Consider the following 26817-nt stretch of genomic DNA (forward strand, 5'->3'; position numbering starts at 1 on the left):
GGGTGGCTCAGGCCCCCGGTCGCTGACCGCCCGCTGGGGCTACCAAGAGCGCGACAGGCCAAGTCGTGCTACAGCCAGGGCGGCGCACCGAGAGGCGTACCACCTCTGCCCCGTGTACTGGAGCGACGGCAGCTACTTCGGCCCGGCCGCGATCGTGAACGCCCACCGCTTCATCTTCGACAGCCGCGACGAAGGCGCCCGCGAACGCCTCGACATCCTCAACGACGTCGAAGGCGTCTGGCGCTGCCGCACCACCTTCAACTGCACCGACGCCTGCCCCCGTGGCATCGAGGTCACCAAGGCCATCCAGGAAGTCAAGCGAGCGCTCCTGTTCACTCGCTGATTTCACGGACCCAGCCGCACCGAAGGCCGCCTCCATCACTGCGATGGAGGCGGCCTTCGCCGTTTGTGAGGTGGGCTGCTTCCACCGGCGGTCGCGGCATGCTCAGCCCAGGTCAGGCCGGGTTCACGAGATGCGCCCCAGGTCCGGGTGTGCGACGGATCGCCGAGGGTGGCAGATGGGTGTGGCCGCCGGCGCATTCGAGGACGATGCGAACCGGCTCCTGGCATTCCTCGCCGCTTTCGGTCTGGTGGCGGACCACCACCGAGGGGCCCTGCGGATCTGCCAGGTACTTGTCGCCCCATTCGAGTAAGGCGATCAACGTCGGTCGCAGATCCAAGCCGCGCGGGGTGAGGCGGTACTCGTAGCGCTGCCGAGCGCCCGGTTCCCGATAAGGGATTTTCTCCAGCACGTCGGCTTCGACGAGGCTGTCGAGCCGGGCCGAGAGCAGATTGCTGGCTATGCCCAAGCGGTCGCGGAATTCGCTGAACCGTCGCGCGCCGTCGAGCGCCTCCCGCACGATCAGTAGCGACCAGCGTTCTCCGATCACCGACAGCGCACGTGCCACTGAGCAGTTGACGGGGTCGATGCGCGGTGCGGACGTCATGCGGCCACGATACCCATCTGAGTTGACTTTTTATATCCAGGGTCATACGGTGCCGCCATCTGAGTTTCATAACTAAACCTAGGAGGCGGTCGGCATGCCCATGCTCGATGTCTACATCCTCGCGGGCACCTTCACTCCCGAGCGCGAAGCAGCCCTGCTGAACCGAATCACCGAAATCCTCATCCGGCATGAGGGTTTCGACCCGTCGGACCCGATCACACGCTCCGTGTCGTGGGCCTTTCTGCACCGGCCTGCCGCCGTGTTCGTCGGCGGCGCGCCCGCGGAAGCCCCACGGTACAAAGTGGTGCCGTCCGTACCGGAGGGACAACTCGACGCGGTGCAACGGGCCGGCGTCGTCCGGGAGATCACCGAGGCCATCCTCGACGCCGAGGACGGCGCGTGGCCGCGCGACCCCAGCCGCATCTGGGTCTTCCCCACCGAGATTCCCGAAGGACACTGGGGCGGTTCCGGCGAAATCAAAACCTTGAAGGACATCCTGGCCCGATTGACCGGCGGCAACCTCGACCAAGCCTCGGCACTGGCCGCCGAACGAATCACAGCCAGCCGACTTGAACGCGACCGCGCTCCGCGATGACTACGAGTGGCACACCAGCGAGAGCGCTACTCGACGTTTGCCACAGTCATGCGCCCGTAACGGTCAGTACGTGGCGTACTTGACGTACTTTTAGGAGGGCGGGATTATGGAGACGCAGCGATTCTGGAGGTGACCGATGTCAGCGGTGCACTACGACAGCTACACCGACGCACGCGCCCATCTCAAAGAGTTGTTGGATGCTGCCGTACGAGGACGTGTGGCGACTGTACGGCGCGACGCCGAGTACGCCGCGGTGGTCGATGCTGAACGGCTCCGCTCCATGCTTGCGAAGGTTTGCCCGTCCGGTGCGGAAGTGGTTGCCGAGAACGGGGGATGGTCGGTGTTCCTGCCGGGGTTGCCGGTGGCCGCCGACGGCGGCACGCTCGATGAGGCCATAGACGAGACGATCGCCGCATTGCGCGAATACGCCGAGGACTGGCAAACCAGGCTGCGCGACGCACCGAACCATCGGGAGAACTGGGGCCTCATTCAGCTGATCGGCCTGAGCAACGACGCCCAACTTCGGGAATGGCTGGTCGGAGCCGCCGGATGACCTGGCCGCAGCCGACTCGCAAGCGTCACGAACAGTTTTGCGAGATCGAGGGGTGGGAGCGGATACGGGATGCACGAGGCCGCACTGGAACCCACCACGTCACTTATGAATTGGGCCTAGCGGACGGCCGAATTCTGCGCACCCGCATCTCCCATCCCGTCGATCGCACAACTTACGGCCCCTCCCTGTGGGCGCACATCTTGCGGGACCAACTGGACGTAAACGAAGATTCGTTCTGGGAATGCGTCTTGAACGACGTGTTGCCGAACCGCGGTCTTCCAGAGAAGCCCAAGTCATCATTGCCCATCGACCTCGTGCACTTGCTGATTCAGCGAGTGGGTCTCACCGAGGACGAAATCGCCCTGATGACCCGGGAGGAAGCGATCACTCGCATACAGCGGTTCTGGACCGAAGGCCGCTGAAACCAGCTCGCCGACCAGGGCGCTCGGGAATGCTCGAGCAAGAAGCCGAGCGAGCGTCCTTCATTCGTCGGGGTGGGGTTCGAGTGCTGCCGCGAGGGCCGAGGCGAGGGCGGCCACGGCGCGATCGTCGTCGCGGGTCAGGTGCCGCAGGGTATCGAGCGCGATGGTGTCCGGCATCTCGGCGAGCGCTTGGGTCAGGCGTAGCCGCACCGCCGAATCACCCTTGTGTTCGTTCAGCTCGTCGACCAGCGCGCTGATGATCCGGTCGGCCCACTCCGGGTCTCGCGCCAGCGTCCCCAGGATCTCGGCCGCCTCGACATCGTTCGGGCCATCGACCACTGTGCCGACGAGCGCGGGCACGGCCAGGGTCATGCCGCGCGCGCCCAAGGAGAGAGCGGCGCGTCTGCGGACCGTCGCGTCCGGGTCATCGAGCGCGCTCGTGAGCGCCGCCGTCGTCTCGTCGCCCGGTAGTTCGGCGAGCGCCAGGACCGCGCGCCGCCGGATGTCGACGTTGTCGGAGGCCAGGCCGGCCGCCACGCTCGCCACACTGTCACCGCCCGCTCGCGCGAGCGCCCACCGCAGTGCCCCGGCCACGTACGGATCGGATTCGGTGAGCACCGCCTCGGCCAGCAGTTCGGCGGGCACCGATACGTCCTCGGCCGGGGCCAGGACCGCCTGCTGGCGTTGGGCGGCGTCCGGCGAACCGAGTCCGCGCAGGAGTTCGACGATGCGCAGGGCGTCTTGCCAGCCGGAGGGTTCGGCGGCATCGACCCTGCGCAGTCGATCGAGCAGCTCCCGCTCTCGGTTCAGTCGTTCTTCGGTCTTCCGGATGAGGTCGCCGACCAGTGCGGACGGCGTGAATCCCGCGTCGTCGAGCGCACGAGCGATTTGGCTCAGCGACATTCCGAGGGACCGCAGCCCTTCCACATGGAAGATGCGCCGGATGTCCTCCGGGGAGTATTCCCGGTAGCCGCCCACGGTGCGGCCGGTCGGTCGCACCAGCCCGAGGGAGTCGTAATGCCGGAGCATCCGCGCGCTCACCCCCGAGCGGCGCGCCACCTCACCGATCAGCACGCAGTTGTCTCCTCCCGATCCGGACCGAGCGCGACGACCCGTCTGGCCGCGTCCACGGCGAGGTCGAATCCGGCATCCGGGTCGCGCAGGAGCCGCTCGGTGGCACCCGCGTGCGCGCGCACCACCGGGTCGTCACTCGCCATCGCCGCCCGGAGGACCGGCTCGACCACGTCACCCAGCGCGACGAGAGCGCGGCTCAGGCTCAACCGTACGTCCCGGTCACCGCGGCCGAACTGCGTGGCCAGCTCCGCGGCCAGACTTTCCTTCTCCCCCTCGGGCACGAGAACGACGGCGGCGCGCCAAGCGCTGCGCGCGACCTCGTCGTCGGCATCGTGCAGCAAGGACCGCGTGATCGCAGGCCAGGCGTCCTGGTCCCCGATCTTGGACAACGTGTGCAGCGCTTGACTGCGCGCCTGAGGACGCTCCGAACCCAGCTCCGCGCGGAGTTTCGGCACCGTGATCGCCGATGGCAACCGCGTCAGCGCCCACGTGAGCATGTCGCGCACGAAGAAGTCCGGCTCGATCGCGCAGCGTTGGATCAGCGCGTCGAGGAAACCGGGATCGGGATGCGTGCCGATCGCCAGCGCCGCCTCGAGCCGCGTGGACGAGTTCCGCGCCGCCAGGGCGTCGAGCAGTCGCGTGTGTTGTGGATTGCTGTGTGTCGAATTGATGGGGACCACCTCCGACAGCCAGTGAAGGCCTTCACACAGTGAGAAGGTCAAGCGAACCTCGGGGCGCTCGTCCACTTCTCCCCCGCGAGCACCACGTGGTCGAGGAAGCGGAGGCCGACGGTGCGGGCCGCTTCGATGAGGAGGGTGGTGGTGTGGCGGTCGTCGGAGCTGGGGGTCGGATCGCCGGAGGGGTGGTTGTGCACGATGGCGAAGGCGCGGCCGTCGTGCCGCAGGACGGTGTTCAGGACTTCGCGGACGGGGACGGACACCTGATCGACAGCGCCTTCGGCGACGAAGACCTTTTGACGGAGGCGGTTCTGCGCGTCGCAGACCAGCACGAGCAGACGCTCGACCCGGCAGCCCGCGAAGAGCGGAATGGCGGCGGCGGCCACGTCGGCGGGACCGGCGAGCCGGACCGACGTGTCCGGCCTGCCGCGTGCGCGCGCGCCGAGGTGGAAGGCGGCGATGATCGCCGCGGCCTTCGCCACGCCGATGCCCGCGCGGCGCGACAACTCCTCCGGACGCGCCGAGGCCAACCCGGTCAGCCCGCCGTGCTCGACCAGCAGCTCCACCGCCAGGTCCAGCGCGCTCGCACCGCGCCTGCCGTGCCGCAGCAACAATGCGAGCAACTCCGCGTCGCTCAGTGCTTGCGGTCCGAGCGCCAGCAACCGCTCACGCGGCCGCTGCGTCACCGGCACGTCGATCAGAGAGACCGCCATGACTCCCACCCCTCGGTCACGTCAACAGTGCCCCGGATTCTGCCAGGGACCACCGACAGTCCGGCCGGCACCGGAACCGGATCGCACTCGCCTCGGCGGACCGATCCGCGGGCTCAGCAGCAGGACGCCGCCCCGTGCCGAGGCACGTCCGCCCCGCGTCTTCCCGCCGGCCGTGCGGACAACTCGGCAGCAGGACGCCGCACCCATATGCTGGCTGATGTGCGGTTCGGTAGCCGAGTCGGTCGCGAGCTGGGGAGCTGATGGGCGATGTGGTACCTGAAGGCGCAATGGCACCACGATTTCGACGACGAGCCGGTCGAACTGTTCAGCGAGATCGGCGACGACGGTTTCGAGGTGCGCAAGGTCGAGGTGTTCCGCGACGGGCACCGCGACTGGGCCGATTCGAGCAGCGGCACCGGCACGACCGAACTCGGGCAGATCCCGGTTCCGACGCCGGACGAGCTGAGCGCCGAGACCGAGTTCACCGCGCTGCAGATCGACGCCGAGGAGTTCGACGAGGTCTGGCGGCACGCCCTCGACGAGCAACGGCCTACCTCTCCGAGGTAGCCCGCAGCAGCGGAGCCGCTAGCGGTCCATCACCGCGACGTCGGGTAGCCCGACGAACGCCTTCGCGGCCAAGCGCTGCAGATTGTGCAGCTGGCGCTCGTGCACGACGATCCGGCGCAAGGCCTCGTTGACGGTGGCGGCGCTGGACGACGTGCCCATGATGGCGGCGGCCGCGGCGAGCAGGTCCTGGTCGAGATCGATCCGCACGGATTTCATGCGCCCTCCTTCATACTTTCGCCATCTTGCGGCATAACGTCCGCTCATGTCCGGCAAATCGCCAACTCGGCCTTGCATAAGTACCCTACGGGGGTATAGTTCCTCCCATGGAACACAGGCACCACCCGGCGGGCGAGCACGTCTCGCACGCCACGCACGCCGGACATCACACCGGGCACCACTCCCCCGCTACCTGGCGGATGGCGGCCATGGCCACGCTGCACTGCCTCACCGGCTGCGCCATCGGCGAAATCCTCGGCATGGTGATCGGCACCGCACTGGGCTGGAACAACACCTCGACGATGGTGCTGGCCATCGTGCTGGCGTTCGTGTTCGGCTACGCGTTGACCATGCGCGGCGTGCTGCGCGCGGGCCTGCCGCTCTCGGCCGCCATCGGCACCGCGCTGGCCGCCGACACGGTGTCCATCACGGTGATGGAGATCGTCGACAACGCCGTGATCCTCGCCGTCCCCGGCGCGATGGACGCCCACCTGGACACCTTCCTGTTCTGGATCACCCTCGCCTTCGCCTTGGTGGTGGCCTTCGTGCTGACCACGCCGGTCAACAAGTGGATGATCGGACGCGGCAAAGGCCACGCGGTGGTGCATTCGCTGCACGGCGCGCACTGATCAGCACGCCGCCCGATCGCGGGCTTCGACTGACACGACGGCCCGGCCGCAGCCCGTTCAGCTAGGCAGATTGCCCAGCTGAACGGGCTTTTGTTGTCGACGGCTGCCTGCGGTGCTTGCATCGAGTCATGTTCAGTGAGGCGCAGTTGTACTCGCCGGTGACCCGCACCGGCGACGGCGACGTGACCGTGCACCTGAGCGATGAGCACCCCGGTGTGCACGATCCGGAATATCGGGCCCGGCGCAACGCCATCGCCGCGCTGGCACTGGACCACGCACCGGGCAAGCCGCCGCCGCAGATCGCCTACACCGACGAGGAGCAGCAGGTGTGGCGGATCGTGTCGGCCGAACTCGCACGCAAACATCGCACCTATGCCAGCGCGGAGATACTGGCGGCCGCCGAGGCGCTGTCGTTGCCCACCGATCACATCCCGCAGTTGGACGAGGTGTCCGCGGCGCTCGCACCGCTGACCGGATTCCGCTACGCACCGGCCGCGGGGTTGGTGCCGCTACGGGAGTTCTTCGGTTCCTTCGCCGATCGGATCTTCCACTCCACCCAGTACATCCGGCATCATTCCGCACCGCTGTACACCCCGGAGCCGGACGCCATCCACGAGATCATCGGCCATGCCAACCAGATCGCGAGCCCGCGCTTCGCGGCGATCTACGCGACCGTCGGCGCGGCGGTCGCGCGCCTGAGCACCGATCGCGCGCTGAAATTCCTCGCCGACGTCTTCTGGTTCTCGATGGAATTCGGCGTCGTCCGGGAGCGCGGCGAAGTGCGGTGCTACGGCGCGGGCCTGCTGTCGTCCTACGGCGAGATCGAGGAGTTCCGGCACGCCGAGCTGCGCCCGCTCGACATCGCTCGGATGGGCACCGCCACCTACGACATCACCCACTATCAGCCGACGCTCTACTGCGCGGACTCGATCGCCGAGATCGAGGACGTGATCGGCGGTTTCTTCGCGACCATGGACGACGACACACCCGACCGGCTGCGGCACGGCAGCCCTGTCGGCGCGTAGCGGTGCGGCCGGATCGAGATGTCAGGACTCGCGCTTCGGCCGGAGCGGCATGCCCGCGTCCAGGAAATCCAATGTGCGAGTGATGTTTTCGACGTTCAAGGGCGTCATCGTCGCCATGCCGAGTGCCGCGCCCGCCATCGCGCCCGCCGCCACGCGCACCTCGAAGTCGTCGGCGGGTCTGCCGAGATGGTCGGCAAGCAGGCCCGCGATGAGGTCGATGCTGCGAATGATCTCCAAGCCGATGGCCGACCGCAGCTCCGGCACGTGATAGAGCAGCGCCTGCCGCTCCTGCTCGAATGCCAGCTCGGCGGCGGGCAGATTGCCGAAGACTTCGAGCACCGCGTTGCGGAAGGCCGCCATCGGCCCGATGTCGCGCGGCTGACGCCGCAACGCTTCGATCATCGCCGGATCGAGATCGTCCGCGAGCACCAACTGTTCCTTGGACGGGAAGTACCGGAAGAAGGTGCTCGGCGAGACATCGGCGGCCGCGGCGATCTGCTCGATCGTCGTCTCGTTGTACCCCTGCTCGCGGAACAGCCGGAAAGCCTCGAAGCGGATCGTCCTGCGGGTCCGTTCCTTCTTCCGCTCGCGCAGCCCCTGCGCCGTCCCGTTCGCGGGTAGCTCAACCGACATGGATCGATTCTGCCGCACCCGGCTCCGGCGACCGGGCCGGTTGCCGCGTGCGCACCAACGTCGCCGTGAGCACCGCCGCCAGCACGCACAGCGCGGCGCAGGTCCACAGCATCGCGCTCATGCCGCCGAGGAAGGCCACCTGCACCTGGTGCAGCATCGACGGATCACCCAGCTTGCGCGCCGTCGCGACGCCCGCGTTCACGCCGTCGGCGATCGGTTCGCGGTCCAGCTCACCCAGTTCCGCCCGGTACCGGGTGGACAGCACGGTGCCGAGTACCGCGACGCCGATGGTGCCGCCGGCCTGGCGCAGCGCCTGCAACAGCGCGGAACCGGAGCCGGAGCGTTCGGCGTCCAGGTCACCCATCGCCATGCCCATGGCAGCGGGCATCACCAATCCCATACCGGCGCCGAGCAGGGTCAGCCACAGTGCGGCGAAGCCGTAGCCGCTGTCGACCGTGGTCAGCGCGCCCAGCGCCAGCGAACCCGCCAGCAGGGCGAATCCGCCGGCCACCACCACGCGCACGCCAAATATGGGCAGCACTTTGTCGACCAGCCTGCTGCCGACCAGCAACCCGCCGATCAACGGAAGCAGCCGAAGGCCGCTGCCGAGCGCGTCCACGCCGAGCACCGCCTGGAAGTACTGCGGAACGGTGAAGAACATGCCGAACATGGCGAAGTTCACCACGATCGAGAAGGCCGTCCCCCAGCGGAATCCATCGGCGGCGAAGAGTCCGAGATCGATCAGCGGATGCGTGGTCCTGCGCTGCCACAGCAGGAAGGCGGTAAGCAGCAGCGCACCCGCCGCGACGATCGCCCAGGCCGGGCCGTCGCCCCAGCCCTTCTCACCGATCCGGATGAAGCCGTAGGTGAGGCCGAGCATGCCCGTCGCGGACAGCGCGACGCCGGGCAGATCGATCCGGAAGCGCTGAGCGCTGCGTGACTCCGGCACCAGCGCGGCGACGGCGCTCGCGCCGATCACGACCATCGGCACGTTGATCAGGAACACCGAACCCCACCAGAAATTGCGCAGCAACCAGCCGCCGACGATCGGGCCCAGCGGCAGGCCGATCGCGGTCGAGGTGATCCAGACGGTGAGCGCCCGCTGCAATTCGGCGGGTTCGGGGAACAGCGCGGGCAACACCGACATCGACAGCGGCATCATCGCCGCCGCCGCGACGCCGAGCACCACGCGCGCCGCGATCAGTTCGCCGGGCGAGCCTGCCACGGCGCACGCGATGGACGCGACACCGAACAGCATCAAGGCGGCGAGCAGGAACTTCTTGCGGCCGTAGCGGTCGCCGAGCGCGCCCGCGGGCAGCATCACGGCGGCCAGCGCAAGCGTGTAGGCGCTGCTGAACCATTGCAGCGCAGCGGTGTTCGCGTTCAGGTCCACGGCGAGCGTCGGCAGCGCCACGGTCAGCACGGTGACATCGAGGCCGATGGTCAGCATCGCGACGGCCAGCGCGCCGAGGGCGAGCCAGCGGCGCGCCGAGTCGTTCTTCATGACGCCTCCAAAAGTGATAGCTACAATTTTTTGATAGTAACTCTCATTTAGTAGGAGCTGTCAATACTGTCGCGGGGATGGCATGACCGATCACCGGATCGCTCGCTAGGCTCATCCGCGATGAAGATCACTCGCCGTGCCTTGCTCTGCGTAGGCGCCGTGCTCGCCGTCGCCGCGATCGGAGCGACCGCCGCGCCGTCCGTCGCAGCGCCCCCCAGCACCACCACGCCGTTCACCACCCCGAACACCGACGGGTGCCCGCAGAAGACATTGCCGCCGACGCCGATCGACACCTCCGAGGTGCCCGCGCCCGGACAGCCCACTCCCACGCCCCTCCCGATCCCTTCCCCGCCGATCGGGGGCGCCCGCCTGGGCGAGTGCGGAGTCGTGCTCCCCAAGAACGCGCCGCCCGCTCCACCGGACATCTCCGCGACGGCATGGCTGGTGGCGGACCTGGACACCGGTGAGGTCCTGGCCGCGAAGGACCCGCACGGCCGCTACCGGCCCGCGAGCACGATCAAGGTGCTGCTGGCCACGCTGGCGCTGCGCACGCTGAATCTCGACAAGGTGGTCATCGGCACGCGGGCCGACGCCGACGCCGACGGCACCAGGGTCGGCATCGGGCCCGGCGGCCGATACACCAACCGGCAGCTCATGCAGGCCCTGATCATGGCTTCGGGCAACGACGCGGCACACGCCATCGCCGCGCAGCTCGGCGGCGACGCCGTGACCGTCGCCAAGATGAACGACCTGGCGAAATCGTTGCGCGCCATGGACACCCGCACGGCCACTCCCTCCGGGCTGGACGGCCCCGGCATGAGCACCTCGGCCTACGACCTCGCCGTGCTGTTCCGCGAGGCGATGACCATCCCGCTGTTCGCCGAGCTGATCCACACCGAGCAGGTCGACTTCCCCGGCTACCCCGCCGATCCATCGATTCCGGGTGACACCGACCGCCCCGGCTACCCGATCGGCAACGACAACCAGCTGCTCTACAACTACGACGGCGCCCTCGGCGGCAAGACCGGCTTCACCGACGACGCGCGCCAGACCTTCGTCGCCGCCGCCCAGCGAGGCGGCCGCAGGCTCGTCGTCACTCTCCTCAAAGCCGACGTGCAGCCGGTGCGGCCGTGGGAACAGGCCGCTCGCCTGCTCGACTACGGGTTCGCGCTGCCCAGGGGCGCCGTGATCGGCAACCTGCCCGGCGCGGTGGTGCCCCAGCGCGACCAGAGCGGAGTCGCCCTGGCCGCGCCGCCGACGCCGGGCTCCGGCTCCGCCACGGCATCGTCGCCGGGCAGCGATCCGTCCGCCATGCCGCACACCGGGGACCGCCACTCCGGCGCGCGAACAGGGCTGATCATCGGCGGCGTCCTGGTGGTCGCCGCCCTGCTGCTGGGGGCACGGCGAGCAACCCGGCGGCGCTGACCGGTCACCGCCGGCCCGGCGACCTGCGCAAGCCGGAAAGCGCAAGAGCGGCAAGCGCCCCCGCGCCGAAGAAGGCGGCGCCTGCTCCCATCGAAACGTCCCGCGCGCCGACCCGCGGCGCGATCACGGCCGGTCCTGGCGCGGGGACCTCCGCCTCCGGCTCGTTCTCCGCGGCGGTGGCGGCCCACGCCGTGGCGAACAGGACGATGCGGTAGGTGACGTAGGTGAACACCATCAGACCGATGATCGAGCCGAAGGTGGCGCCCGCCGGGCTGTTGAGCACCGATTGCAGGTAGATCGAGGCGACGATCTTGAACACCTCGAAGACCAGCGCGGCCAGGCCGGCGGCTTTGGCGGCACTGGCCAGTGTCACCGGTTCCCGGGGCAACCGCGCGATGACCCACGCGAACACCGCCCAGGAAGCGAGGAATCCGAGCGCGATCGACACCAGAGACAGCAACACGCCCGCGCCCGGCAGGTCGCCGAGACCGAGGTCGTCGAGCAACTGGCTGCCCAGTGAGCTGGACGCCAGCGCCGACAACCCGAGCGAGACGGTGAACGCGAGGCCGAGACCGATCAGCGCGCCCAGATCGGACAGCTTGGTCATCAGCCAGTTACCGTCCGGGGACTTCTGATCCCACTGCTCGGTGAGCGCGGCGCGCAGGTTGGCCATCCAGCCGAGCCCGCTGTAGACGCCGGTGACCAGGCCCAGCGCGCCGACCGTGCGCCGGGATTCGACCGCTTGGTCGATCAGGTCGTTGAGCTGGGTGCCGAACGAGCCGGGAATGTTCTCGACGATCTTGGCCTGCAACTCCCCGAGCAGGTCCGGATTGCTGGACAAGATCACGCCCGCCACCGCGAAGGCGATCATGAGCAGCGGAAACAACGACAGCACAGTGAAGTACGTGATGCCGGCCGCGTAGTAGTTACCCCGTTGCCGCTGATAGCGCCCCGCCGCACGGACCAGATGGTCCAGCCACGGTTTCGCCTGAATCCGGCGTTCGATCCCGGCTTTGACGTTGTCGATCACCTGCACCATTCGCCCCTTCGACCGAGAGACCTCGCACCGGTGATACCCGGTCGAGCGGGCGACAACCGCCCGGCGAAGGCGAGCAGCCGCTCAGCGACGCAGCAGACCGACGCGGTCGTAGACCTGCGCGAGGGTGTTGCCGGCGATCTCTCGCGCGCGCTCCGCGCCTGCGGCGAGTACGCGGTCGAGTTCACCTTGATCCGACATGTACTCTTGCACCTTCGCGCGCAACGGCGTGACAAATTCCACCAGCGCGTCGGCCACGTCGGCTTTCAGCTCGCCGTAACCCTTACCCTCGAAATCCTTTTCCAGGGTGACGATCGGCGCACCGGTCAGCGAACTCAGGATCACCAGCAGATTGCTGACGCCCGGCTTGCGCTCCGGGTCGTAGCGGATCTCGCGTTCGGTGTCGGTGACCGCGGATTTCACCTTCTTCGCGGTGACCTTCGGGTCGTCGAGCAGATTGATCAGGCCCGCGTCGGTGGAGGCCGACTTGCTCATCTTCGCCGTCGGGTCCTGCAGGTCGTAGATCTTCGCCGTGCCCTTGACGATGTGCGCCTCCGGCACCACGAACGTCTTCTTGAACCGAGTGTTGAAGCGCTGGGCGAGGTTCCGGGTCAGTTCCAGGTGCTGACGCTGATCCTCACCGACGGGCACCTGATGGGCGCGGTAGAGCAGGATGTCCGCGGCCATCAGGATGGGGTAGGTGAACAGGCCGACGGTCGCGTTCTCCGCGCCCTGCTTCACCGACTTGTCCTTGAACTGCGTCATCCGGCTGGCCTCGCCGAAACCGGTGATGCAGCTGAGCACCCAGGCCAGTTCGGCGTGCTCGGGCACCTGGCTCTGCGCGAACAGGGTCGACTTCTTCGGGTCGATGCCGATCGCGAGCAACTGGGCGGCGGCCACCTTGGTGCGCAGCCGCAACTCCTTGGGGTCCTGCGGCACCGTGATCGCGTGCAGATCCGGGATGAAGTACAGCGCGTCGTAATCGTCCTGCATGGTCACCCAGTACTGCAGCGCGCCAAGGTAGTTCCCGAGATGGAACGAGGAGCTGGTCGGCTGGATCCCGGACAGAACCCGCTGTTTGCGTTCGGCGGCCGGGCTGGGCGCAGGACTGGACATACCTCGATCTTCGCATGCGGCTCAAGCCGAATTTCGCTGCACCCAGTTGCGCGGGTCGACTCCGGGCATGCTCGGCCTTCCGCCGCTGACCAGTGTGTGTTCCCGCCGCGACAGCATCTTGTAGACCGGCGCGCTCGGCCCGGCGAGCGTACCGCGCAGCACCGGTGGCACCAGCGGAACCGATACGTGCGCGGTGCGCACCGCCCGCGACAGACCCTGGTAGGCGACCTCATCGGCGACACCCCAGCGCATCCCGTACATCCGGCGGATGCGTGGCGGCAGACTGCCCTGCACCAGCAGATAGAACGCGGAGGTGACCTGCTGCAACGGCACGCCCTGCGAGTAGGGGACGCGCTGTCCGGCCAGGTAGGAGCCGACCAGCCGCGCCTCGTCGGTGAGGAACAGCTCGTCGGAGGCGAGGTAGCCGTCGAAGAAGGCCCGGAACTCCGGGTAGCTCGCCGGCGCCGCGTCCACGGGCATGCCGAACAGCTCGCCCCAGCGCACGTAGTCCTGGTAGAGCCCTTCGCGCTCGCCGTCGGTCATGGTGCGCACCAGCAGGTCGTACATCACCTCGGCCGAGTCGAACGTGAAGGCCATCGTCATGAACATCAGGTGCGGGTCGAGCGCGGAGTACCCGGTGCCCGCCGGGTGCTGGGCTCCGGCGTCCTCTGGCAGCGCCCCACGCACCTTGACGTGCCGTTTCCTGGTGAACGCCAGCGCGCGATCGGCCTCGGCCTTGCTGCCGAGGAACACCGCCTCGAACAAGCGGCCGGTCAGCGCCAGCCGGGTGTAGGGCGTCATGCGGTGCTCGGTGTTCTCCGCCGTGCCGACGTAGAGCAGCGGGTGCACCGCGCCGATCACCAGGGCGCGCAGACCGTAGGTCAGTCCCACCGCCCGCTTGGTCATCACCCGCCGGACCATCGAGTGGTCACTGAAATAGCCGGGCTCGGACATGGCCGCCTCCTCGTCGAGAACATCTGGCAATAGCATCTACCAGAACCTGTCTTTCTGGCAATGGATGTAGCCACTTTGATTGAAAGACGTGATTGCACGTCGGGTCGAACGCTGGGACACAGGTCACGCGGTCTCGGTGGCCGCATGCCAAGCGCTACCTGATTGCCACATACGCCCGGAATCGGCGGCGGGCGCGGCGATCGAGGGCACCGGGTTCAGCGGGCCTGTAAGAATCGAAGGGTGACGGCGCAACGGACTTATGGGGGTGTTTCCGCCGAAGAGCGCCGGGCGCAGCGGCGTGCGGCGTTGCTGGAAGCCGCGCTGGAGATCATCGGCACGGAGGGGCTGGGCAAGCTGACCGTGTCGGGGTTGTGCGCGCGGGCCGGTCTCAACGAGCGGTACTACTACGAGAACTTCGACAGTCGCGACGCCGTGCTCACCGCCCTGATCGACGGGATCGCCACGGAACTGGCCGCGGCCATCCTCGCCGCCGTCCGCACCGCCGCGCCGGACACGCGCGCGACCGCGCACGCCGCGATCACCGCGGGCGTGCACCTGCTCACCGACGACCCGCGCAAGGCGAAGGCCGCCCTGATCGCGGGCATGGCGACGCCGGAACTGCGGGCCCGCACCACCGAGACGGTGCGAGCGTTCGCGCGGATGGTCGCCACGGAGGGCACGGACTTCTACCGGATGTCCGACTCGGCCCCGGCCGCGGTGGTCGACTTCCGGGCCCTGTACCTGGTCGGGGGCCTGGTGCAGACGCTGACCGCCTGGCTCCAGGGCGGCCTCGACCTCACGCGCGAGGAGTTGATCGAGCAGACGGTCGACGTGTTCGTCCTGCTGGGCGAGGACCTGGCCGAGAAACTGCGGTAACAGCCCCGGTCACAGGCGCAGGGACACGTCTTCCAAGTCGGGCGCGTCGCCTTGCAGCACCACCCGGAAGAGCACGTCCCGCCGCGACCAGTAGGCCGCGCAGTCGCGCATGGCCTCGGCGAACCAGTCCCGCTCGATCGGCTCGTCGGCGAGCAATTGCGCCGAATCGCGCACCACCGCAACGTATCCGGCCCCTTCGCCGAGAAAATCGTCCAGGTCGCGCAGGCATTCGTCGAACGCGTCCTTGTTCTCGCCGAAGTAGTAGGGGAACTGGAACGCGGCGGCGAACTCGTCGAAGAGCCGGGCGGTGGTGGGCATCTTCGCGCCGCGCAACTCGCGCACCAGGTATCCGGAGGGCGCCTTGTCCCGCACCCCGCTGAAGTCGGCGGCGTCGACCGCGAGGGTGCCGAAGGTGACGCGGGGCGGGGCGAGTCCGGCGCTGGGCGGCGCGTCGTCGGCGTCGGAGCGGGCAAGGAACTGCGACAGCGTGACGGTCTTTGTCATCAGCGCATCCTCGTGAAGGTCTTGTAGTGGTCGCCGGTGTACCAAGCCGAACCGTCGCTGCCGGTGACGATGCGTTCGGCGTCACGGGATCGGCCGGACTGCTTGGGATTGACGTCCCATTCCTGATAGGTGATCGGCTTACCGGAGCCATCGGTCGCGGGCAGGTCCCCACCCCGATTCATCCATCGCTCACCGCCTTTGGTGCCGGGAGCGTTCGCCGAATCCGGCCACCGGCCCGCGTCGATCTCCCGCAGCGTGGCGTACGCGCGTTCCGGGACACCGGACGCCTGGGTGACCGGCGACGCGCTGTCCGCACCGCGCGGCGCCGCGCTGGTCGGGGTGACCGTGCTCGTCACAGCGGTGGTCGCGCGACTCGCCGGGGCGGACGTGGTGGTATTCCCACCGTCGTACAACGCGAGCACCGCGGCGAGCACCACCAAGGCCACCGCGCCGAGCAGGCCGATGCCGCGCTTGATCGACCGGCTCATCGGTACTGCCCCGTGACAGACGCATGGCCGGACCCGCGCTGATTTTCGGTGGCCCGTGCGATCACCGCGACCTTGGCGCGGGCGGCCGGCTCACCACGGAGGAGGTAATCGATACGTCCCGCCTCGGTTCCAACCAGAGAATCACCCCTGAACAGGGAAGTAACCGGACTACAGACCCCGTTACGCCTCTTGCTGGTGGCGCGGCTACCCGTCATGACTGACGAATCTACGTCACCTGTCCCGCAGCTGGGCTCACTCGTCTGGCGTGTACTCGGCGTACCGCCCCGACTTGGGGAAGGTGACTACCGCCAACTCTTCCGCAGCTTTGAGCAGTGCGGCTATGGCCCGGTGGTCGGGACCGAGATACGGGTTCACTTCCTCGGCAATCTTCTGCAACCGATCACGGACCTTCACCGAAAGCTCTCGGGGCAGCTTTCCGGGGAACTCCGGCGGGTTGTCAGGATCTATCGGATACTCGATCGGTTCAGGCGTAGGCACGACTCTGGCTCCTTCAGAATCGGGAGTGACACTTCGAGGCAGGGACCTCCACCGTGCCGGATGCGTTGTTGTAGGTGAACTGGTGCCCCTGAATTTTGCCGCGTATACCGACGCTGACACGCCATTTCCCGGCGTAGCACGCAGCCGACACCGCGTAGGAGTGTCCACCGCCCCGGAACGGTGGGGGGATGGTCGAATCGGTTCGGGTAGAGACAACCTCCCACCGACCGACCTCCTCGTGCTGCAACGCCAAGACGACTATGTGTTCGTCCGGCGGGACATCACACGCGGCAATACCGTCGCCCGTGATCTGGGGCGGTAGCACTGTCGGCACCGAGTGCGTGAACTCGAAATCGCAACTGCGGCCGGCGTGGGCCGTGCCGGTAGCCGCTGGACTCATGCCGATCAGCACAGCCGCAGCGGTCAGCCCAGTAATGGTTTTCAACGGTTATCCCCCGATTTCGATGTCAGACCGGACCTAACTCGCTCCAGAAGATCGGGTGTCGGAGGTTCCCACTCGTCAAAGCTGGAGAGAAGAAACAGACCCGATCTGGTACCGGGATCACGTTCCGGAAGACCCTCGCCGGTCATCTAACTACCGCCTTCGCGTTCGATCCGTTCGCGGATCGCGTCTACGGTCCGTTCCTTCGGAATCCGTTCCGGCCAGAACACCACAGCGAAGAACGCGACCAGCGGGACAGCGAACGCCACAAACAACCCCATCACGCGGGCTCCGTCTCGTCGTCCACCGAACCGAGTCGCGCCGCTGGCGCAGCCATCGGAGATGGACTGCACCGGGGAAGCTTCGCTTCCTCACCAAGGCCGAAGGCGCGAGCGTCGTTACACGACTGCCGGGCGTGGTGGAACTCGACATACACGCCCGGCCCAGCGTCGTCGGTGTTACCCCACCGTTCGAACACACCACCAGGGAACGGGTAAAGCTCTGTGCCCCTGCGGTCTCCGTCTGTGGTCATTTCAACCCCTGTAGTAGGCCAGTTGGTAGGCACCCCGTGACCGGTTGGGCGTCACATGCCACGGGGGCCACGTCTGAAGCTACGAACCGGCTCCCCCGCTGGTCTATTAACTTGCCACTACTTGCCAATATAACTGCTGTTCTCGTGCAATTCAGGCACGTACACGGCACCATGAGATGTGTAGGCCGCAAGTAGTGGCACACACCTAGACGAGAGGCACAGCCATGCGTTTAACGCTCCTGGGGAAAGGCGGATCGAACAAGGATGGTTGCCCCACGCTGTACGCCACCGACCAAGACACGTACGTAGTCCTCGGTTGGCGGACCAGCCAACCGGAGACAGTCGAAATACCCCACTTGCTGACCGGGTTTGCCGAACCCCGGAACTACATCGGTGCCATGCTCAGCGACACCGGCCGGGGTACGTTCCGGCTCACCGGCCGACCGATCACAGACCCGGACACGCTCGAACAGATGACGATGGAAACCTACGAGACGGCAATCGAGGTACCGCGAATGGAGAGGACTTACTTTGGAACTCCGGCCGACGACTGAACTGCTACGCGAATGCCGTTCGGAGGCATTCCATTTAGAGGTTCTGGACACGTACGGAGTACCCGACGAAGACGAAGCTTTCCGCGCCTTCGTCAACGGCGAACCGTACGACTACCGGGCATGGTTCCACGACTGGTACACGTTCGTTGAAGACCTCATGGCAGACGGAGTGTCTGTCAGCCGGGTTCGGGTGGTCACCGTGCCGCACAGCGACTATCAACGGTGGTCGCTGGTTATCGCTGCTCTCAACGTCGAGGCAGGCGAAGATATCCGGTATCTACCCCGGCATCTCGCCGGGGAAGTCCCTAGCGATGATTATTGGTTGCTGGACAACAAAGCAGTTGCCTTCAACCTGTCAGATAAAGATGGTCGGGGCACCGGTAGTTCAGCAGTGACCACCGACCCTGTAATCGTTGGTCAATGCCTCCGGATCAAAGAACAGCTGTGGGGCATGTCGACGCCGTACCCCGAGTACGCGCAGTGACAAACTCAATACAGGAACAGCGGCAAGCCTTCGGGAAACGTCTTCGGGAGTTACGGAGACGCGGAGGGGTATCCGGCCGAGAGCTTGCCGCTCACCTGGGCGTACACGAATCACGTATCTCGAAAATCGAGTACGGGAAGCTACGCCCGTCCGACGTGGATATACGGGCGTACTGCAAGCTCGCCGGGTGTACCGATCAGCTCGAAGACCTGCTAGCCACCCTGCACCACATCGACTCGGCGTATGTCGAGTGGCGACAAGCCCTCAGCTCCGGCATGAAGAACCGGCAACAACAAACCCTGAAACTCGAATCACAAGCGGAACTTATTCGTAACTGGGAACCGATGATCGTCTCCGGGCTGCTTCAAACTGCCGACTACGCAACCGCGATGATGCGAAATGTTGTCGAGTTCTACCAGATACCCGATGACGTAGACGCAGCGGTAGCCAAGCGGATGGAACGCCAGCAAGTCTTGTACAAGCCGGAAAAATGGCTCCATATTCTCTTAGCAGAGCAATCATTGTACACCACTATCGGGAACGACCAAGTGATGCTTGGTCAGCTCGACCGGCTGTACTCGGTTATCGGAATGGCTCGTGTAACCGTGGGAATCGTCCCGCGGCAATATGACGGACTAGTCATAGTCGAGAACTTTTTCATGTACGACAACCGCATGGTGAAAGTGGAAGGGCACACGGCAAGTATCACCGTGACCCAGCCGGGAGAGATAGCCCAGTACGGCCGGGCGTTCGATACTCTCGCCGGTCAATCCGTGACCGGCGAAGCAGCGCGGGTGCTGATCCGGAAGGCGATCGGCGCGCGGCGTAGCGGTGGAACCACCGAGTAGGAGACCAGCTAGATAATGGCGAAGACCACCGAGGCCACCGCGCGCCGCAGGCCGATGCCGCGCTTGATCGACCGGCTCATCGGTACTGCACCGTGACGGGCGCGTGGTCGGACCAGCGCTGATCGTAGGAGGCGGCACGCTCGACCACCGCGTCCTTGGCGCGGGCGGCGAGATCACCGCGAGCGAGGTGATAGTCGATGCGCCAGCCGCTGTCGTTGTCGAAAGCGCGGCCGCGGTAGGACCACCAGCTGTAGGGACCGTCGCCCTCCGGGTGCAACTGTCGCACCACGTCGACGTATCCGGCGGCCAGCAGGTCATCGATCCACGCCCGCTCCTGCGGCAGGAACCCGGCCGACTTCAGGTTGCCCTTCCAGTTCTTCAGGTCGCGCTCGGTGTGCGCGATGTTCCAGTCCCCGGCGACCACGAAATCACCCGTCCGCGCGGTGAGGTAGGCGCCGAGTTCGGCCATGAAGCGATACTTCTCGTCTTGGCGCACCGTGCCCGCGTCACCGGAGTGCACGTAGACGCTGGCCACGGTGACGTCGTCGAAGTCGGCCTCGAGATAGCGGCCCGCCGCCGCGAACTCGCTGCTGCCGAAGCCGACTCGCACCGCGCTGGGCGTCCGCCGGGACAGGATGCCGACACCGGCGCGGCCCTTGGACTCCGGCTCGGCGTGCGACAGCTGCCATCCCGCGTCCAGCGCGGGCGCCAGCGCGGCCACGACCTGCTCGTCGGTGGCGCGGGTCTCCTGCACGCAGACGATGTCCGCCTCGGTGGCCGCGAGCCAGGCGAGCAAGCCCTTACCCGCGGCAGCGCGGACACCGTTCACGTTCACTGTCGAGATATACGGCACTCCACGACCGTACAATGCTGGTCAGATGAAGTCCCTTGGACACTGCCGTCCAGGAAGGGGTGATGACGATGTCGTCCGACACCTCCCAGTCCTCCTCCGCCGTCGCGCGCGGATCCACCCGGGCGAAACCGCCCCAGCCGATCAAGGCATTGCACGTGGGATCCGGCGATCCCCTGCTGTTGCTGCACGGATTCATGATGTCGCCGCACTGCTGGGAACAGACGGCGGCGCGGCTGTCCACACACTGCGAGGTGTTCGCACCCGCGTTCGCGGGTCACTGGGGCGGCGCGCCCACCGGAGGCCCGTCGGTCGACGTGCAGTCGCTGGCCGACCGGATCTGCGAGCAGCTCGACGAACTTGGTTGGCGCACCTGCCATATCGCGGGCAATTCGCTCGGCGGGCTGGTCGGCGTCGAACTCGCGCGCCGCGGACGCGCCCGCACCTTGACCCTCATCGCGCCCGCGGGCGGCTGGCACGCGCCCTCGCTGACCCAGTGGCGGATCAACCTGAAATTCCTCTCCCTGATACCGCTCGTCCAGATCGGCAAGCGCATGAGCGGATTCGCGATCGGCAACCCCCTCGCCCAGCGGGTCGCCTTGCTCGCGTTGAGCAAGCAGGCCGCGGCGGTATCCCGGCGCGACGCCGCGGCCGCGCTCGCCGCCGCGCTGCACTGCCCCGCGATGGTGCCGATGATCCTCGGCGCGATGCGCGCGCCCGCGCAGGCGGATCTGTCCACCCTGAAGACGCCGGTCCGGCTGCTGCTGTCGGAATACGACCGGGTCATCCCCAACCGCGTCTACGCGCGGCGCTACCTGAAGGAACTGCCCGAATCCGCCGACCGCATCCTGGTCAACGGCGTCGGCCACGTACCGATGCTGGAAGCACCCGACCGCATCGCCACCCTCATCGCCGAGCACGTCTACGCCAGCCGGACCCGGCTTCGGGCTGTGTAGTTTGGCCGCGCCTTCGGCGCGGCGTGTTCGCGGCTGTGTTTATTGCCAGCGCCTGCGGCGCTGGGTGTTCGCGGCCCCTTTATGGCTCGCGTCCGAGCGACCGCCGCTTGCGACTTCGTCGCTTGCGCGGCGGCCACTCGGACGCGAGCCGGGCCGCGAACGGAACAGGCTCGGTCTCGCTTCGCTCGAAAGACGTAGTTGCGGTGCGCTGGGCACGTCGGTACCCAACCCCGCGATCAGGCGCACGCAGTCCACAGAGGTTGGTTGTCGGCTCGGCCGACCACTCGCCCGCTCCCTCGTCACGCGCACGGGCCGCGCACGCGCGAGCCCGGTCGCCAACCACGCACGCTCGGTCCCGCATCGCTCGAAAGAGGTGGTGGTGGTGGCACGCTGGCGTTCGAGTTCCAGGCAAGAGCACGCCACCACTTGGCCGCGCGAAGGGTTGAAGGGGCGGTGGGCGTTTCTCCGGGCGGCCGACGTGATCATGGGGCAACGGCGGCCGATATAGACCGCCGCTTCGTCCAGCGCTACATGGCCCGCGCTTCGGACGCGACCCTGTCCGCGCGGACGGACGCCCTCCGGCCGGGACGGTCGTGGTGTGCGGCACCGGCCCGGCACCGGGAACGCCGCCCGCGCGACCGCTTCCCGTCCGGCGGAGCCGACCGATTCGAAACTACTGCGCCAGCAGCGCTTTCGCGATGTGGGTCACCTGGATCTCGTTGCTGCCCGCGTAGATCATCAGCGACTTGGCGTCGCGGGCGAGTTGCTCCACGCGGTACTCGGTCATGTAGCCGTTGCCGCCGAACAGCTGCACCGCTTCCATGGCCACCTCGGTGGCCGCCTCGGAGGCGTACAGCTTCATCGCGGAGGCCTCGGCCAAGGTAGGCGGCTTGCCGGCCCGGCCGCGCTCCAGCGTGTTGAACACCATGTTCTGCACGTTGATCCGCGCGATCTCCATCTTCGCCAGCTTCAGCTGGACCAGCTGGAAGCGCCCGATCTCCTGGCCCCAGAGCTTGCGGTTCTTGGCGTACTCCACGCACAGCCGATGGCACTCGTTGATGATGCCGAGCGCCATGAACGCCACGCCGACGCGCTCGGCGGTGAAGCTGGACCTGGCACTGTCCCTGCCGTCGCCGCCCTTGTGCTCCTCGGTCTCGCCGAGCAGCCGGTCCCGGCTCACGCGCACGTTGTCGAAGAACAGCTCACCGGTCGGCGAGGAGTGCAGGCCCATCTTTTTGAACGGCTTGCCCTGGGTGAGGCCGGGCATGCCTTTGTCGAGCACGAAGGTGAGCACCTTGCGGTCCCGCTTGTCGCCGCCCGCGCCGTCGTCGAGCTTCGCGTAGACGATCATCACGTCGGCGTAGGGGCCGTTGGTGATGAAGGTCTTCTGGCCGTTGAGCAGGTAATCCTCGCCGTCGCGCTTGACGTAGGTCTTCATGCCGCCGAACGCGTCGGAACCGGAGTCCGGCTCGGTGATCGCCCAGGACGCGACCTTCCGCATGGTGACGATGTCCTCCAGCCAGCGCTGCTTCTGCGCCAGCGTGCCCCGCGACATGATCGTGGTGGCGCCCAGGCCGATGCTCACCCCCATCGCCGAGACCAGGCCCATGCACACCCCGGACAGCTCGCCGATGAGCACCGCCATCAGCGATTCCTGCCCGCCGAACGGACTCGCGCCGGAGGACTTCGGCTTCTGTTCCGCCTCCGCGGTCTCCCGCGCCGCTTCCCTGGCCAGCATCTTCTGCACGGCCTCGCCGCCCATCACGTCGATCCCGAACTCCCGGAACAACTTCCGGATGACGGGGTACGGCGGCAGTTCACCGCTGTCGAGCGCGTCCAGGTTCGGGCGGATCTCCCTGTCGATGAACGCCCGAACCGCGTCGCGGATCATGACATCGGTCTCCGACCATTCGAACATCGTCGTTCTCCTCACGTTTCCGAGGTCAGGGCAGCCGGGCCGCGATGTCGTCGATCAGCCATGGCCCCTCGGTCTCGATGGTCTTCACATCGTGCCAACCGGCCAGCTCGGAGATCGCGCCGCCCTGCACCGCGAACACCTTCCCTGTGATCGGGCAGTCCGCGGCGGCCAGGTAGGCGACCAGCGGCGCGATATTGGCCGGGGCGAAGGCATCGAACCCGCCCTCGGAGGCCTCCGCCTCGGCCGCCAGCATCTCGCCCATGCCGGGAGTGGCCAGGGTGAGCCGGGTGCGCGCGATCGGCGCGATCGCGTTGACCCGCACGCCGTAGCGGCCGAGTTCGTCGGCGGCCACCAAGGTCAGCGCGGCGATCCCGGCCTTGGCCGCGCCGTAGTTGCTCTGGCCCGGGTTGGGCAGGGTGGTCCCCGACGCCGACGCGGTGTTGATCACGGCGGCTTTCGGCTGGTTGCCCGCTTTGGACTGCTGCTTCCAGTACACGGCGGCGTGGTGCAGCACCGCGGCGTGGCCCTTCAGATGCACGGCGATCACCGCGTCCCACTGCGCCTCGTCCATGCCCGCGATGAACGCGTCACGCAGGATGCCCGCGTTGTTCACCACGACGTCGAGGCCGCCGAACTCGGTGACCGCCTGTTCGACCAACTTCTGCGCGCCGTCCCAAGTGGCGACGTCGTCGCCGTTGGCAACCGCCTTGCCGCCCGCGGCGACGATCTCGCGCACCACTTCCTGGGCGGGGCCGGCGTCGGTCCCCTCCCCCGCGTTGCTGCCGCCGAGATCGTTGACGACCACGGCGGCGCCCTCCTTCGCGAACAGCAATGCGTGCTCGCGGCCGATGCCGCGGCCCGCACCGGTGATGACGGCGACCCGTCCGTCCAGTACGCCCATGTGTTGTCTCCTGTAGTCGTGCCCGAAGGGAAGCGGCGGAAATCGTGCCGCCGCGCGATGGTCAGTCGGCGATCTCGGCCAGTCCGTCGCTGAGCACGACATCGTCGCCGCGCACGGTCTCGAAGGCGTAGCGGGTGACGCCGTCGGCGGATTCGGCCTTCCAGATGCGGGTCTGGAGATCGTCACCGGGGAAGACCAGCTTGGCGAAGCGCACCGCGAATCGCCGGAGCCGGTGCACATCCGACGCCGCGACCTCGGTGAGCACCGCCCAGGACGCGAACGCCATGGTGCACAAACCGTGCGCGATGATGCCGGGCAATCCGGCGTCCTTGGCGACCTGCTCGTCCAGGTGCAGCGGCACGGGATCGCCGGAGGCGGGCGCGTAGCGGAAGGTCTGGTCGTGGTCCACGTGCTGCGCCACGACGGCGACCGGTCCCCGCTCGCGCAGCCGTTCGTCGAACTTGTGTGCCGGAGCGGCCGCACCGACGGTCCGGCCCGCGTCGATGTTGCGGAAGAAGGCCGTCAGGTACTGGTCGTTGACCAGTTCTCCCGCCTCGGTGCGGCATTCGATGCGGATGGTGATGGTCGTGCCGTTGGGGCGGCTGGTGTAACCGATCGCCTTGGCGCGCGAGACCAGCCGGTCGCCGGGACGGATCGCGCGATGGAAGTGGAAGTCCTGCTCTCCGTGCACGACCCGGCCGAAGATGTCCATCGGCGCGACATCGATGACGGGCATCATCATGGCCTCGAAGACCGGGACGATGGCGAAGACCGGCCCGGCCACCGTACCGGCCAGGTGCGCGGCGATCGGATCGTTCGTCGCGGCGGCGTACTGCGCTATCCGCTCGGCCGTGACCTCGAAACGCTCCTCGTCGGACCACGTCTCCAAGCCGCTGTCGTCGAACTCGACAACGCGCGCACCGGTTCCGGCGCTCATGCTGTTTCCCTTCCGGCACGAGCGGGACCCTGCGTGGTCACACTGCGCTGCCACCTCCGGGCCTGACCGCTCATGCTGTTTCCTTTCCGGCACGAGCGGGGCCCTGCGTGGTCGCACTCCGCTGCCGCCTCCGGGCCTGACCGCTCATGCCGCGGAGGCCAGGGCGTCGAGTTGGTCGAGGGAGCGGTCCAGCTGTTTGATGCCGTCCTTCTCCACCGCTTTGCCGAGTGCGCCCTTGATCAACGCGCCCTCGAAGTCGCCCGACACCAGGATGGTGCTGCCATCGCCGTTGGGCCGGATGTCGAAGGTGAACTCGGTCCGCACGCCCGCCATGCCGGTGCCGCCGAGGGTCAGCTTGTTCGGGGCGTCCACCGAGACGATGGTCCACTCCAGCTTGTTCGCCATGCCGAGCATCACGATCTTGGCGACCAGCTTGGCGCCCGCGCTGAGCACGGCGGGCGGCTCCTCCATGAAGCGCTCGTGGATGGTGAACCACTTGTCCCAGCTCTTCGGGTCGGAGACGACCGCCCATAGAGCTTCGGGGGCGGCGTTGACGTCCTTGGTGGCTTCGATGTGTCCCATGTGTCGCACTCCTCGTCGAGTTCGCCGGACCGGTCAGCGGTCGGCGCGCTGGTAGGCGGTGACGACGGCCGCGCCGCCGAGTCCGATGTTGTGTTGCAGGGCGGCGGTGACGCCGTCCACCTGCCGCTTGTCCGCCGCTCCGCGCAGCTGCCAGGTCAGCTCGGAGCACTGCGCGAGACCGGTCGCGCCGAGCGGATGCCCTTTGGAGATCAGGCCGCCGGAGGGGTTGACCACTCATTTGCCCCCGTAGGTGGTCTGGCCGTCGTCGATCAGCCGGCCCGCCTCGCCCTCGCCGCACAGACCGAGCGCTTCGTAGAGCAGCAGTTCGTTGGCCGAGAAGCAGTCGTGCAGTTCGATGACCTGGAAGTCCTCCGGGCCGAGTCCGGACTGCTGGTAGACCTTCCGCGCGGCTTGGACGTTCATGTCGTAGCCGATCAGGTTCTTGGCGGTGTCGTCGAAGGTCGAGGCGAAGTCGGTGGTCATCGCCTGGCCGACGATCTCCACCGCCTGCCCGGCCAGATCGTGGGCGTCGACGAACTTCTCGCTGGCGAGGACGACCGCGCCGGACCCGTCGGAGGTCGGCGAGCACTGCAATTTGGTCAGCGGGTCGTAGATCATCCGCGAGCCGAGAATGTCATCGAGGGTGTATTCGTCCTGGAACTGCGAATACGGGTTGTTCACCGAGTGCTTGTGGTTCTTGTGGCCGATCCAGGCGAAGTGCTCGGCGGTGGTGCCGTACTGCTTCATGTGCTCGCGCCCGGCCGCGCCGAACATCCACGGGGCCACCGGGAACAGCACCTCGGAGATCTCGGCGAGCGCCATGACGTGCTTGGCCATCGGCTGCTCGCGGTCGTCCCAGGTGGACCCGAGCGAGCCGGGTTGCATCTTCTCGAAGCCGAGCGCCAGCGTGCATTCGGCCAGCCCGCCCCGGATCGCCTGCGCCGCCAGATACAGCGCCGTGGAACCGGTGGAGCAGTTGTTGTTCACGTTGACCACCGGGATGCCGGTCATGCCGAGTTCGTAGACGGCGCGCTGCCCGGAGGTGGACTCGCCGTACACGTAGCCGACGTAAGCCTGTTCCACCAGGTCGTAGGCGATGCCCGCGTCCGCGAGCGCCTTGCTGCCCGATTCCCTGGCCATGTCCGGGTAGTCCCAGGCGCGGGTGGTGCCGTCGGCTTCCTCGACCGTGCGGCGGCCCGGCTTCTCGAACTTCGTCATGCCGACACCGACGACGTAGACCTTGTTCGCCATCGAACTCCTCAGGTTGTGCGTACGTCGCGAGCGACGGAGTGAAACAAACATACAAGGTTGTATGTAAGTGAACAAGGGCCTTACCTAGCAAGTCCGAGACAAGGCGGGTA

Annotated in this window: 31 protein-coding genes and 2 pseudogenes; 13 read left to right on the top strand and 20 right to left on the bottom strand. The window is 67.3% G+C overall.

Annotated elements, in window-relative coordinates; genetic code table 11:
• Positions 1-106: 106 nt before the first annotated feature.
• Positions 107-343: pseudogene (locus NB3_RS16375) on the top strand (succinate dehydrogenase iron-sulfur subunit); the annotation flags it as partial.
• 112 nt (positions 344-455) lie between these two features.
• On the opposite strand, the gene NB3_RS16380 reads toward NB3_RS16375, so the two are convergent.
• Positions 456-947, bottom strand: coding sequence for a winged helix-turn-helix transcriptional regulator (locus NB3_RS16380; RefSeq protein WP_067803478.1), 492 nt, complete (start codon positions 945-947; stop codon positions 456-458).
• 94 nt (positions 948-1041) lie between these two features.
• Here NB3_RS16380 and NB3_RS16385 point away from each other — a divergent pair, with 94 nt between their 5' ends.
• The 3 genes from NB3_RS16385 to NB3_RS16395 all read left to right on the top strand — a co-directional run bounded on the left by NB3_RS16385 (position 1042) and on the right by NB3_RS16395 (position 2517).
• Positions 1042-1542, top strand: a complete 501-nt coding sequence (locus NB3_RS16385; RefSeq protein WP_067803480.1) for a tautomerase family protein — start codon at positions 1042-1044, stop codon at positions 1540-1542.
• A 136-nt stretch (positions 1543-1678) separates the two neighbouring features.
• Positions 1679-2095 (top strand): RelB antitoxin-like protein, encoded by a 417-nt coding sequence (locus tag NB3_RS16390; protein ID WP_067803483.1) that lies wholly within the window; start codon positions 1679-1681, stop codon positions 2093-2095.
• Positions 2092-2517: a cytotoxic translational repressor of toxin-antitoxin stability system gene (locus tag NB3_RS16395; protein WP_067803676.1), complete on the top strand. Its 426-nt coding sequence runs from the start codon at positions 2092-2094 to the stop codon at positions 2515-2517. The genes NB3_RS16390 and NB3_RS16395 overlap by 4 nt, the downstream gene beginning before the upstream one ends.
• Positions 2518-2577: 60 nt before the next feature.
• Here NB3_RS16395 and NB3_RS16400 read toward each other — a convergent pair whose 3' ends face one another.
• From NB3_RS16400 to radC, 3 genes are read right to left on the bottom strand one after another with little or no spacing between them, the layout of a single operon-like run.
• Entirely contained in the window at positions 2578-3591 is a 1014-nt protein-coding gene (locus tag NB3_RS16400; protein ID WP_067803486.1) for a MerR family transcriptional regulator, read from the bottom strand.
• Positions 3585-4271: a HEAT repeat domain-containing protein gene (locus NB3_RS16405; protein ID WP_218020585.1), complete on the bottom strand. Its 687-nt coding sequence runs from the start codon at positions 4269-4271 to the stop codon at positions 3585-3587. Before NB3_RS16405 ends, NB3_RS16400 begins: the two co-directional genes overlap by 7 nt.
• A gap of 38 nt (positions 4272-4309) precedes the next feature.
• Entirely contained in the window at positions 4310-4981 is a 672-nt protein-coding gene (gene radC, locus NB3_RS16410) for a RadC family protein (protein WP_084486293.1), read from the bottom strand.
• A 267-nt stretch (positions 4982-5248) separates the two neighbouring features.
• Here radC and NB3_RS16415 point away from each other — a divergent pair, with 267 nt between their 5' ends.
• Positions 5249-5548, top strand: coding sequence for a DUF6881 domain-containing protein (locus NB3_RS16415; RefSeq protein WP_067803489.1), 300 nt, complete (start codon positions 5249-5251; stop codon positions 5546-5548).
• A gap of 18 nt (positions 5549-5566) precedes the next feature.
• Here NB3_RS16415 and NB3_RS16420 read toward each other — a convergent pair whose 3' ends face one another.
• Positions 5567-5764, bottom strand: coding sequence for a type II toxin-antitoxin system VapB family antitoxin (locus tag NB3_RS16420; protein ID WP_067803492.1), 198 nt, complete (start codon positions 5762-5764; stop codon positions 5567-5569).
• A 107-nt stretch (positions 5765-5871) separates the two neighbouring features.
• Here NB3_RS16420 and NB3_RS16425 point away from each other — a divergent pair, with 107 nt between their 5' ends.
• Positions 5872-6393: a DUF4396 domain-containing protein gene (locus tag NB3_RS16425; RefSeq protein WP_067803495.1), complete on the top strand. Its 522-nt coding sequence runs from the start codon at positions 5872-5874 to the stop codon at positions 6391-6393.
• A 128-nt stretch (positions 6394-6521) separates the two neighbouring features.
• Entirely contained in the window at positions 6522-7418 is an 897-nt protein-coding gene (locus NB3_RS16430; protein ID WP_067803498.1) for a phenylalanine 4-monooxygenase, read from the top strand.
• A 21-nt stretch (positions 7419-7439) separates the two neighbouring features.
• Here NB3_RS16430 and NB3_RS16435 read toward each other — a convergent pair whose 3' ends face one another.
• Both NB3_RS16435 and NB3_RS16440 read right to left on the bottom strand, forming a co-directional pair.
• On the bottom strand, positions 7440-8051 hold the full coding sequence (locus tag NB3_RS16435) for an acyl-CoA-like ligand-binding transcription factor (RefSeq protein ID WP_067803501.1): 612 nt from the start codon (positions 8049-8051) through the stop codon (positions 7440-7442).
• Positions 8041-9555: an MFS transporter gene (locus NB3_RS16440; RefSeq protein ID WP_067803504.1), complete on the bottom strand. Its 1515-nt coding sequence runs from the start codon at positions 9553-9555 to the stop codon at positions 8041-8043. Before NB3_RS16440 ends, NB3_RS16435 begins: the two co-directional genes overlap by 11 nt.
• Positions 9556-9675: 120 nt before the next feature.
• On the opposite strand from NB3_RS16440, the gene NB3_RS16445 reads away from it, so the two are divergent.
• A complete protein-coding gene (locus tag NB3_RS16445) occupies positions 9676-10980 on the top strand; it encodes a D-alanyl-D-alanine carboxypeptidase family protein (protein ID WP_067803507.1) in 1305 nt (434 codons plus the stop codon).
• A gap of 4 nt (positions 10981-10984) precedes the next feature.
• On the opposite strand, the gene yhjD is transcribed toward NB3_RS16445, so the two are convergent.
• The 3 genes from yhjD to NB3_RS16460 form a co-directional block, all read right to left on the bottom strand.
• Entirely contained in the window at positions 10985-12016 is a 1032-nt protein-coding gene (gene yhjD / locus NB3_RS16450) for an inner membrane protein YhjD (protein ID WP_174553217.1), read from the bottom strand.
• An 84-nt stretch (positions 12017-12100) separates the two neighbouring features.
• Positions 12101-13132 (bottom strand): tryptophan--tRNA ligase, encoded by a 1032-nt coding sequence (trpS, locus tag NB3_RS16455; RefSeq protein WP_067803512.1) that lies wholly within the window; start codon positions 13130-13132, stop codon positions 12101-12103.
• Between the two features lie 21 nt (positions 13133-13153).
• Positions 13154-14122, bottom strand: coding sequence for an oxygenase MpaB family protein (locus NB3_RS16460; protein WP_244891930.1), 969 nt, complete (start codon positions 14120-14122; stop codon positions 13154-13156).
• Between the two features lie 204 nt (positions 14123-14326).
• Here NB3_RS16460 and NB3_RS16465 point away from each other — a divergent pair, with 204 nt between their 5' ends.
• A complete protein-coding gene (locus NB3_RS16465) occupies positions 14327-14962 on the top strand; it encodes a TetR/AcrR family transcriptional regulator (protein WP_067803518.1) in 636 nt (211 codons plus the stop codon).
• Between the two features lie 9 nt (positions 14963-14971).
• Here NB3_RS16465 and NB3_RS16470 read toward each other — a convergent pair whose 3' ends face one another.
• The 4 genes from NB3_RS16470 to NB3_RS36580 form a co-directional block, all read right to left on the bottom strand.
• Complete coding sequence (locus NB3_RS16470; protein WP_067803520.1) at positions 14972-15466, bottom strand: barstar family protein; 495 nt, start codon at positions 15464-15466, stop codon at positions 14972-14974.
• On the bottom strand, positions 15466-15954 hold the full coding sequence (locus NB3_RS16475) for a guanyl-specific ribonuclease (RefSeq protein ID WP_039795797.1): 489 nt from the start codon (positions 15952-15954) through the stop codon (positions 15466-15468). Before NB3_RS16475 ends, NB3_RS16470 begins: the two co-directional genes overlap by 1 nt.
• A 252-nt stretch (positions 15955-16206) precedes the next feature.
• Positions 16207-16452, bottom strand: coding sequence for a hypothetical protein (locus tag NB3_RS35045; RefSeq protein WP_157111822.1), 246 nt, complete (start codon positions 16450-16452; stop codon positions 16207-16209).
• 591 nt (positions 16453-17043) lie between these two features.
• On the bottom strand, positions 17044-17175 hold the full coding sequence (locus NB3_RS36580) for a hypothetical protein (protein WP_280516584.1): 132 nt from the start codon (positions 17173-17175) through the stop codon (positions 17044-17046).
• Between the two features lie 475 nt (positions 17176-17650).
• Between NB3_RS36580 and NB3_RS16485 the strand changes: the two genes are divergently transcribed.
• Genes NB3_RS16485 through NB3_RS16495 form a run of 3 tightly spaced genes read left to right on the top strand, consistent with a single transcriptional unit; the run spans position 17651 to position 19312 of the window.
• Positions 17651-17980 (top strand): hypothetical protein, encoded by a 330-nt coding sequence (locus NB3_RS16485; protein WP_067803526.1) that lies wholly within the window; start codon positions 17651-17653, stop codon positions 17978-17980.
• Positions 17958-18464: a DUF6879 family protein gene (locus NB3_RS16490; protein ID WP_067803529.1), complete on the top strand. Its 507-nt coding sequence runs from the start codon at positions 17958-17960 to the stop codon at positions 18462-18464. The genes NB3_RS16485 and NB3_RS16490 overlap by 23 nt, the downstream gene beginning before the upstream one ends.
• Complete coding sequence (locus NB3_RS16495; RefSeq protein WP_244891931.1) at positions 18401-19312, top strand: helix-turn-helix domain-containing protein; 912 nt, start codon at positions 18401-18403, stop codon at positions 19310-19312. The genes NB3_RS16490 and NB3_RS16495 overlap by 64 nt, the downstream gene beginning before the upstream one ends.
• Positions 19313-19388: 76 nt before the next feature.
• Here the strand turns inward: NB3_RS16495 and NB3_RS16500 are convergent, their stop codons facing one another.
• On the bottom strand, positions 19389-20147 hold the full coding sequence (locus tag NB3_RS16500; protein WP_371855909.1) for an exodeoxyribonuclease III: 759 nt from the start codon (positions 20145-20147) through the stop codon (positions 19389-19391).
• Between the two features lie 80 nt (positions 20148-20227).
• Between NB3_RS16500 and ephH the strand changes: the two genes are divergently transcribed.
• Positions 20228-21118 (top strand): epoxide hydrolase EphH, encoded by an 891-nt coding sequence (gene ephH, locus NB3_RS16505; RefSeq protein WP_067803687.1) that lies wholly within the window; start codon positions 20228-20230, stop codon positions 21116-21118.
• A gap of 673 nt (positions 21119-21791) precedes the next feature.
• On the opposite strand, the gene NB3_RS16510 is transcribed toward ephH, so the two are convergent.
• The 5 genes and pseudogenes from NB3_RS16510 to NB3_RS16530 all read right to left on the bottom strand — a co-directional run bounded on the left by NB3_RS16510 (position 21792) and on the right by NB3_RS16530 (position 26707).
• Entirely contained in the window at positions 21792-23036 is a 1245-nt protein-coding gene (locus tag NB3_RS16510; protein WP_067803534.1) for an acyl-CoA dehydrogenase family protein, read from the bottom strand.
• A 25-nt stretch (positions 23037-23061) separates the two neighbouring features.
• Positions 23062-23937 (bottom strand): SDR family oxidoreductase, encoded by an 876-nt coding sequence (locus NB3_RS16515; protein ID WP_067803536.1) that lies wholly within the window; start codon positions 23935-23937, stop codon positions 23062-23064.
• Between the two features lie 61 nt (positions 23938-23998).
• On the bottom strand, positions 23999-24874 hold the full coding sequence (locus tag NB3_RS16520) for a MaoC/PaaZ C-terminal domain-containing protein (protein ID WP_067803540.1): 876 nt from the start codon (positions 24872-24874) through the stop codon (positions 23999-24001).
• Between the two features lie 144 nt (positions 24875-25018).
• Positions 25019-25456: a type II toxin-antitoxin system Rv0910 family toxin gene (locus NB3_RS16525; protein WP_067803542.1), complete on the bottom strand. Its 438-nt coding sequence runs from the start codon at positions 25454-25456 to the stop codon at positions 25019-25021.
• Positions 25457-25489: 33 nt separating this feature from the next.
• Positions 25490-26707 (bottom strand): annotated as a pseudogene (locus NB3_RS16530) (lipid-transfer protein).
• Between the last annotated feature and the right edge of the window lie 110 nt (positions 26708-26817).

This window comes from Nocardia beijingensis NBRC 16342, from assembly GCF_001612785.1.
GTDB classification, from domain to species: Bacteria; Actinomycetota; Actinomycetes; order Mycobacteriales; family Mycobacteriaceae; genus Nocardia; species Nocardia beijingensis.

Coding starts and splice junctions, on each gene's coding strand:
- NB3_RS16380 (WP_067803478.1), bottom strand. CDS start 947: ATGACGTCCGCACCGCGCATCGACCCCGTCAACTGCTCAGTGGCACGT.
- NB3_RS16385 (WP_067803480.1), top strand. CDS start 1,042: ATGCCCATGCTCGATGTCTACATCCTCGCGGGCACCTTCACTCCCGAG.
- NB3_RS16390 (WP_067803483.1), top strand. CDS start 1,679: ATGTCAGCGGTGCACTACGACAGCTACACCGACGCACGCGCCCATCTC.
- NB3_RS16395 (WP_067803676.1), top strand. CDS start 2,092: ATGACCTGGCCGCAGCCGACTCGCAAGCGTCACGAACAGTTTTGCGAG.
- radC (WP_084486293.1), bottom strand. CDS start 4,981: ATGGCGGTCTCTCTGATCGACGTGCCGGTGACGCAGCGGCCGCGTGAG.
- NB3_RS16415 (WP_067803489.1), top strand. CDS start 5,249: ATGTGGTACCTGAAGGCGCAATGGCACCACGATTTCGACGACGAGCCG.
- NB3_RS16420 (WP_067803492.1), bottom strand. CDS start 5,764: ATGAAATCCGTGCGGATCGATCTCGACCAGGACCTGCTCGCCGCGGCC.
- NB3_RS16425 (WP_067803495.1), top strand. CDS start 5,872: ATGGAACACAGGCACCACCCGGCGGGCGAGCACGTCTCGCACGCCACG.
- NB3_RS16430 (WP_067803498.1), top strand. CDS start 6,522: ATGTTCAGTGAGGCGCAGTTGTACTCGCCGGTGACCCGCACCGGCGAC.
- NB3_RS16435 (WP_067803501.1), bottom strand. CDS start 8,051: ATGTCGGTTGAGCTACCCGCGAACGGGACGGCGCAGGGGCTGCGCGAG.
- NB3_RS16440 (WP_067803504.1), bottom strand. CDS start 9,555: ATGAAGAACGACTCGGCGCGCCGCTGGCTCGCCCTCGGCGCGCTGGCC.
- NB3_RS16445 (WP_067803507.1), top strand. CDS start 9,676: ATGAAGATCACTCGCCGTGCCTTGCTCTGCGTAGGCGCCGTGCTCGCC.
- trpS (WP_067803512.1), bottom strand. CDS start 13,132: ATGTCCAGTCCTGCGCCCAGCCCGGCCGCCGAACGCAAACAGCGGGTT.
- NB3_RS16460 (WP_244891930.1), bottom strand. CDS start 14,122: ATGCTATTGCCAGATGTTCTCGACGAGGAGGCGGCCATGTCCGAGCCC.
- NB3_RS16470 (WP_067803520.1), bottom strand. CDS start 15,466: ATGACAAAGACCGTCACGCTGTCGCAGTTCCTTGCCCGCTCCGACGCC.
- NB3_RS16475 (WP_039795797.1), bottom strand. CDS start 15,954: ATGAGCCGGTCGATCAAGCGCGGCATCGGCCTGCTCGGCGCGGTGGCC.
- NB3_RS36580 (WP_280516584.1), bottom strand. CDS start 17,175: ATGGGGTTGTTTGTGGCGTTCGCTGTCCCGCTGGTCGCGTTCTTCGCT.
- NB3_RS16485 (WP_067803526.1), top strand. CDS start 17,651: ATGCGTTTAACGCTCCTGGGGAAAGGCGGATCGAACAAGGATGGTTGC.
- NB3_RS16495 (WP_244891931.1), top strand. CDS start 18,401: ATGCCTCCGGATCAAAGAACAGCTGTGGGGCATGTCGACGCCGTACCC.
- ephH (WP_067803687.1), top strand. CDS start 20,228: ATGACGATGTCGTCCGACACCTCCCAGTCCTCCTCCGCCGTCGCGCGC.
- NB3_RS16510 (WP_067803534.1), bottom strand. CDS start 23,036: ATGTTCGAATGGTCGGAGACCGATGTCATGATCCGCGACGCGGTTCGG.
- NB3_RS16515 (WP_067803536.1), bottom strand. CDS start 23,937: ATGGGCGTACTGGACGGACGGGTCGCCGTCATCACCGGTGCGGGCCGC.
- NB3_RS16520 (WP_067803540.1), bottom strand. CDS start 24,874: ATGAGCGCCGGAACCGGTGCGCGCGTTGTCGAGTTCGACGACAGCGGC.
- NB3_RS16525 (WP_067803542.1), bottom strand. CDS start 25,456: ATGGGACACATCGAAGCCACCAAGGACGTCAACGCCGCCCCCGAAGCT.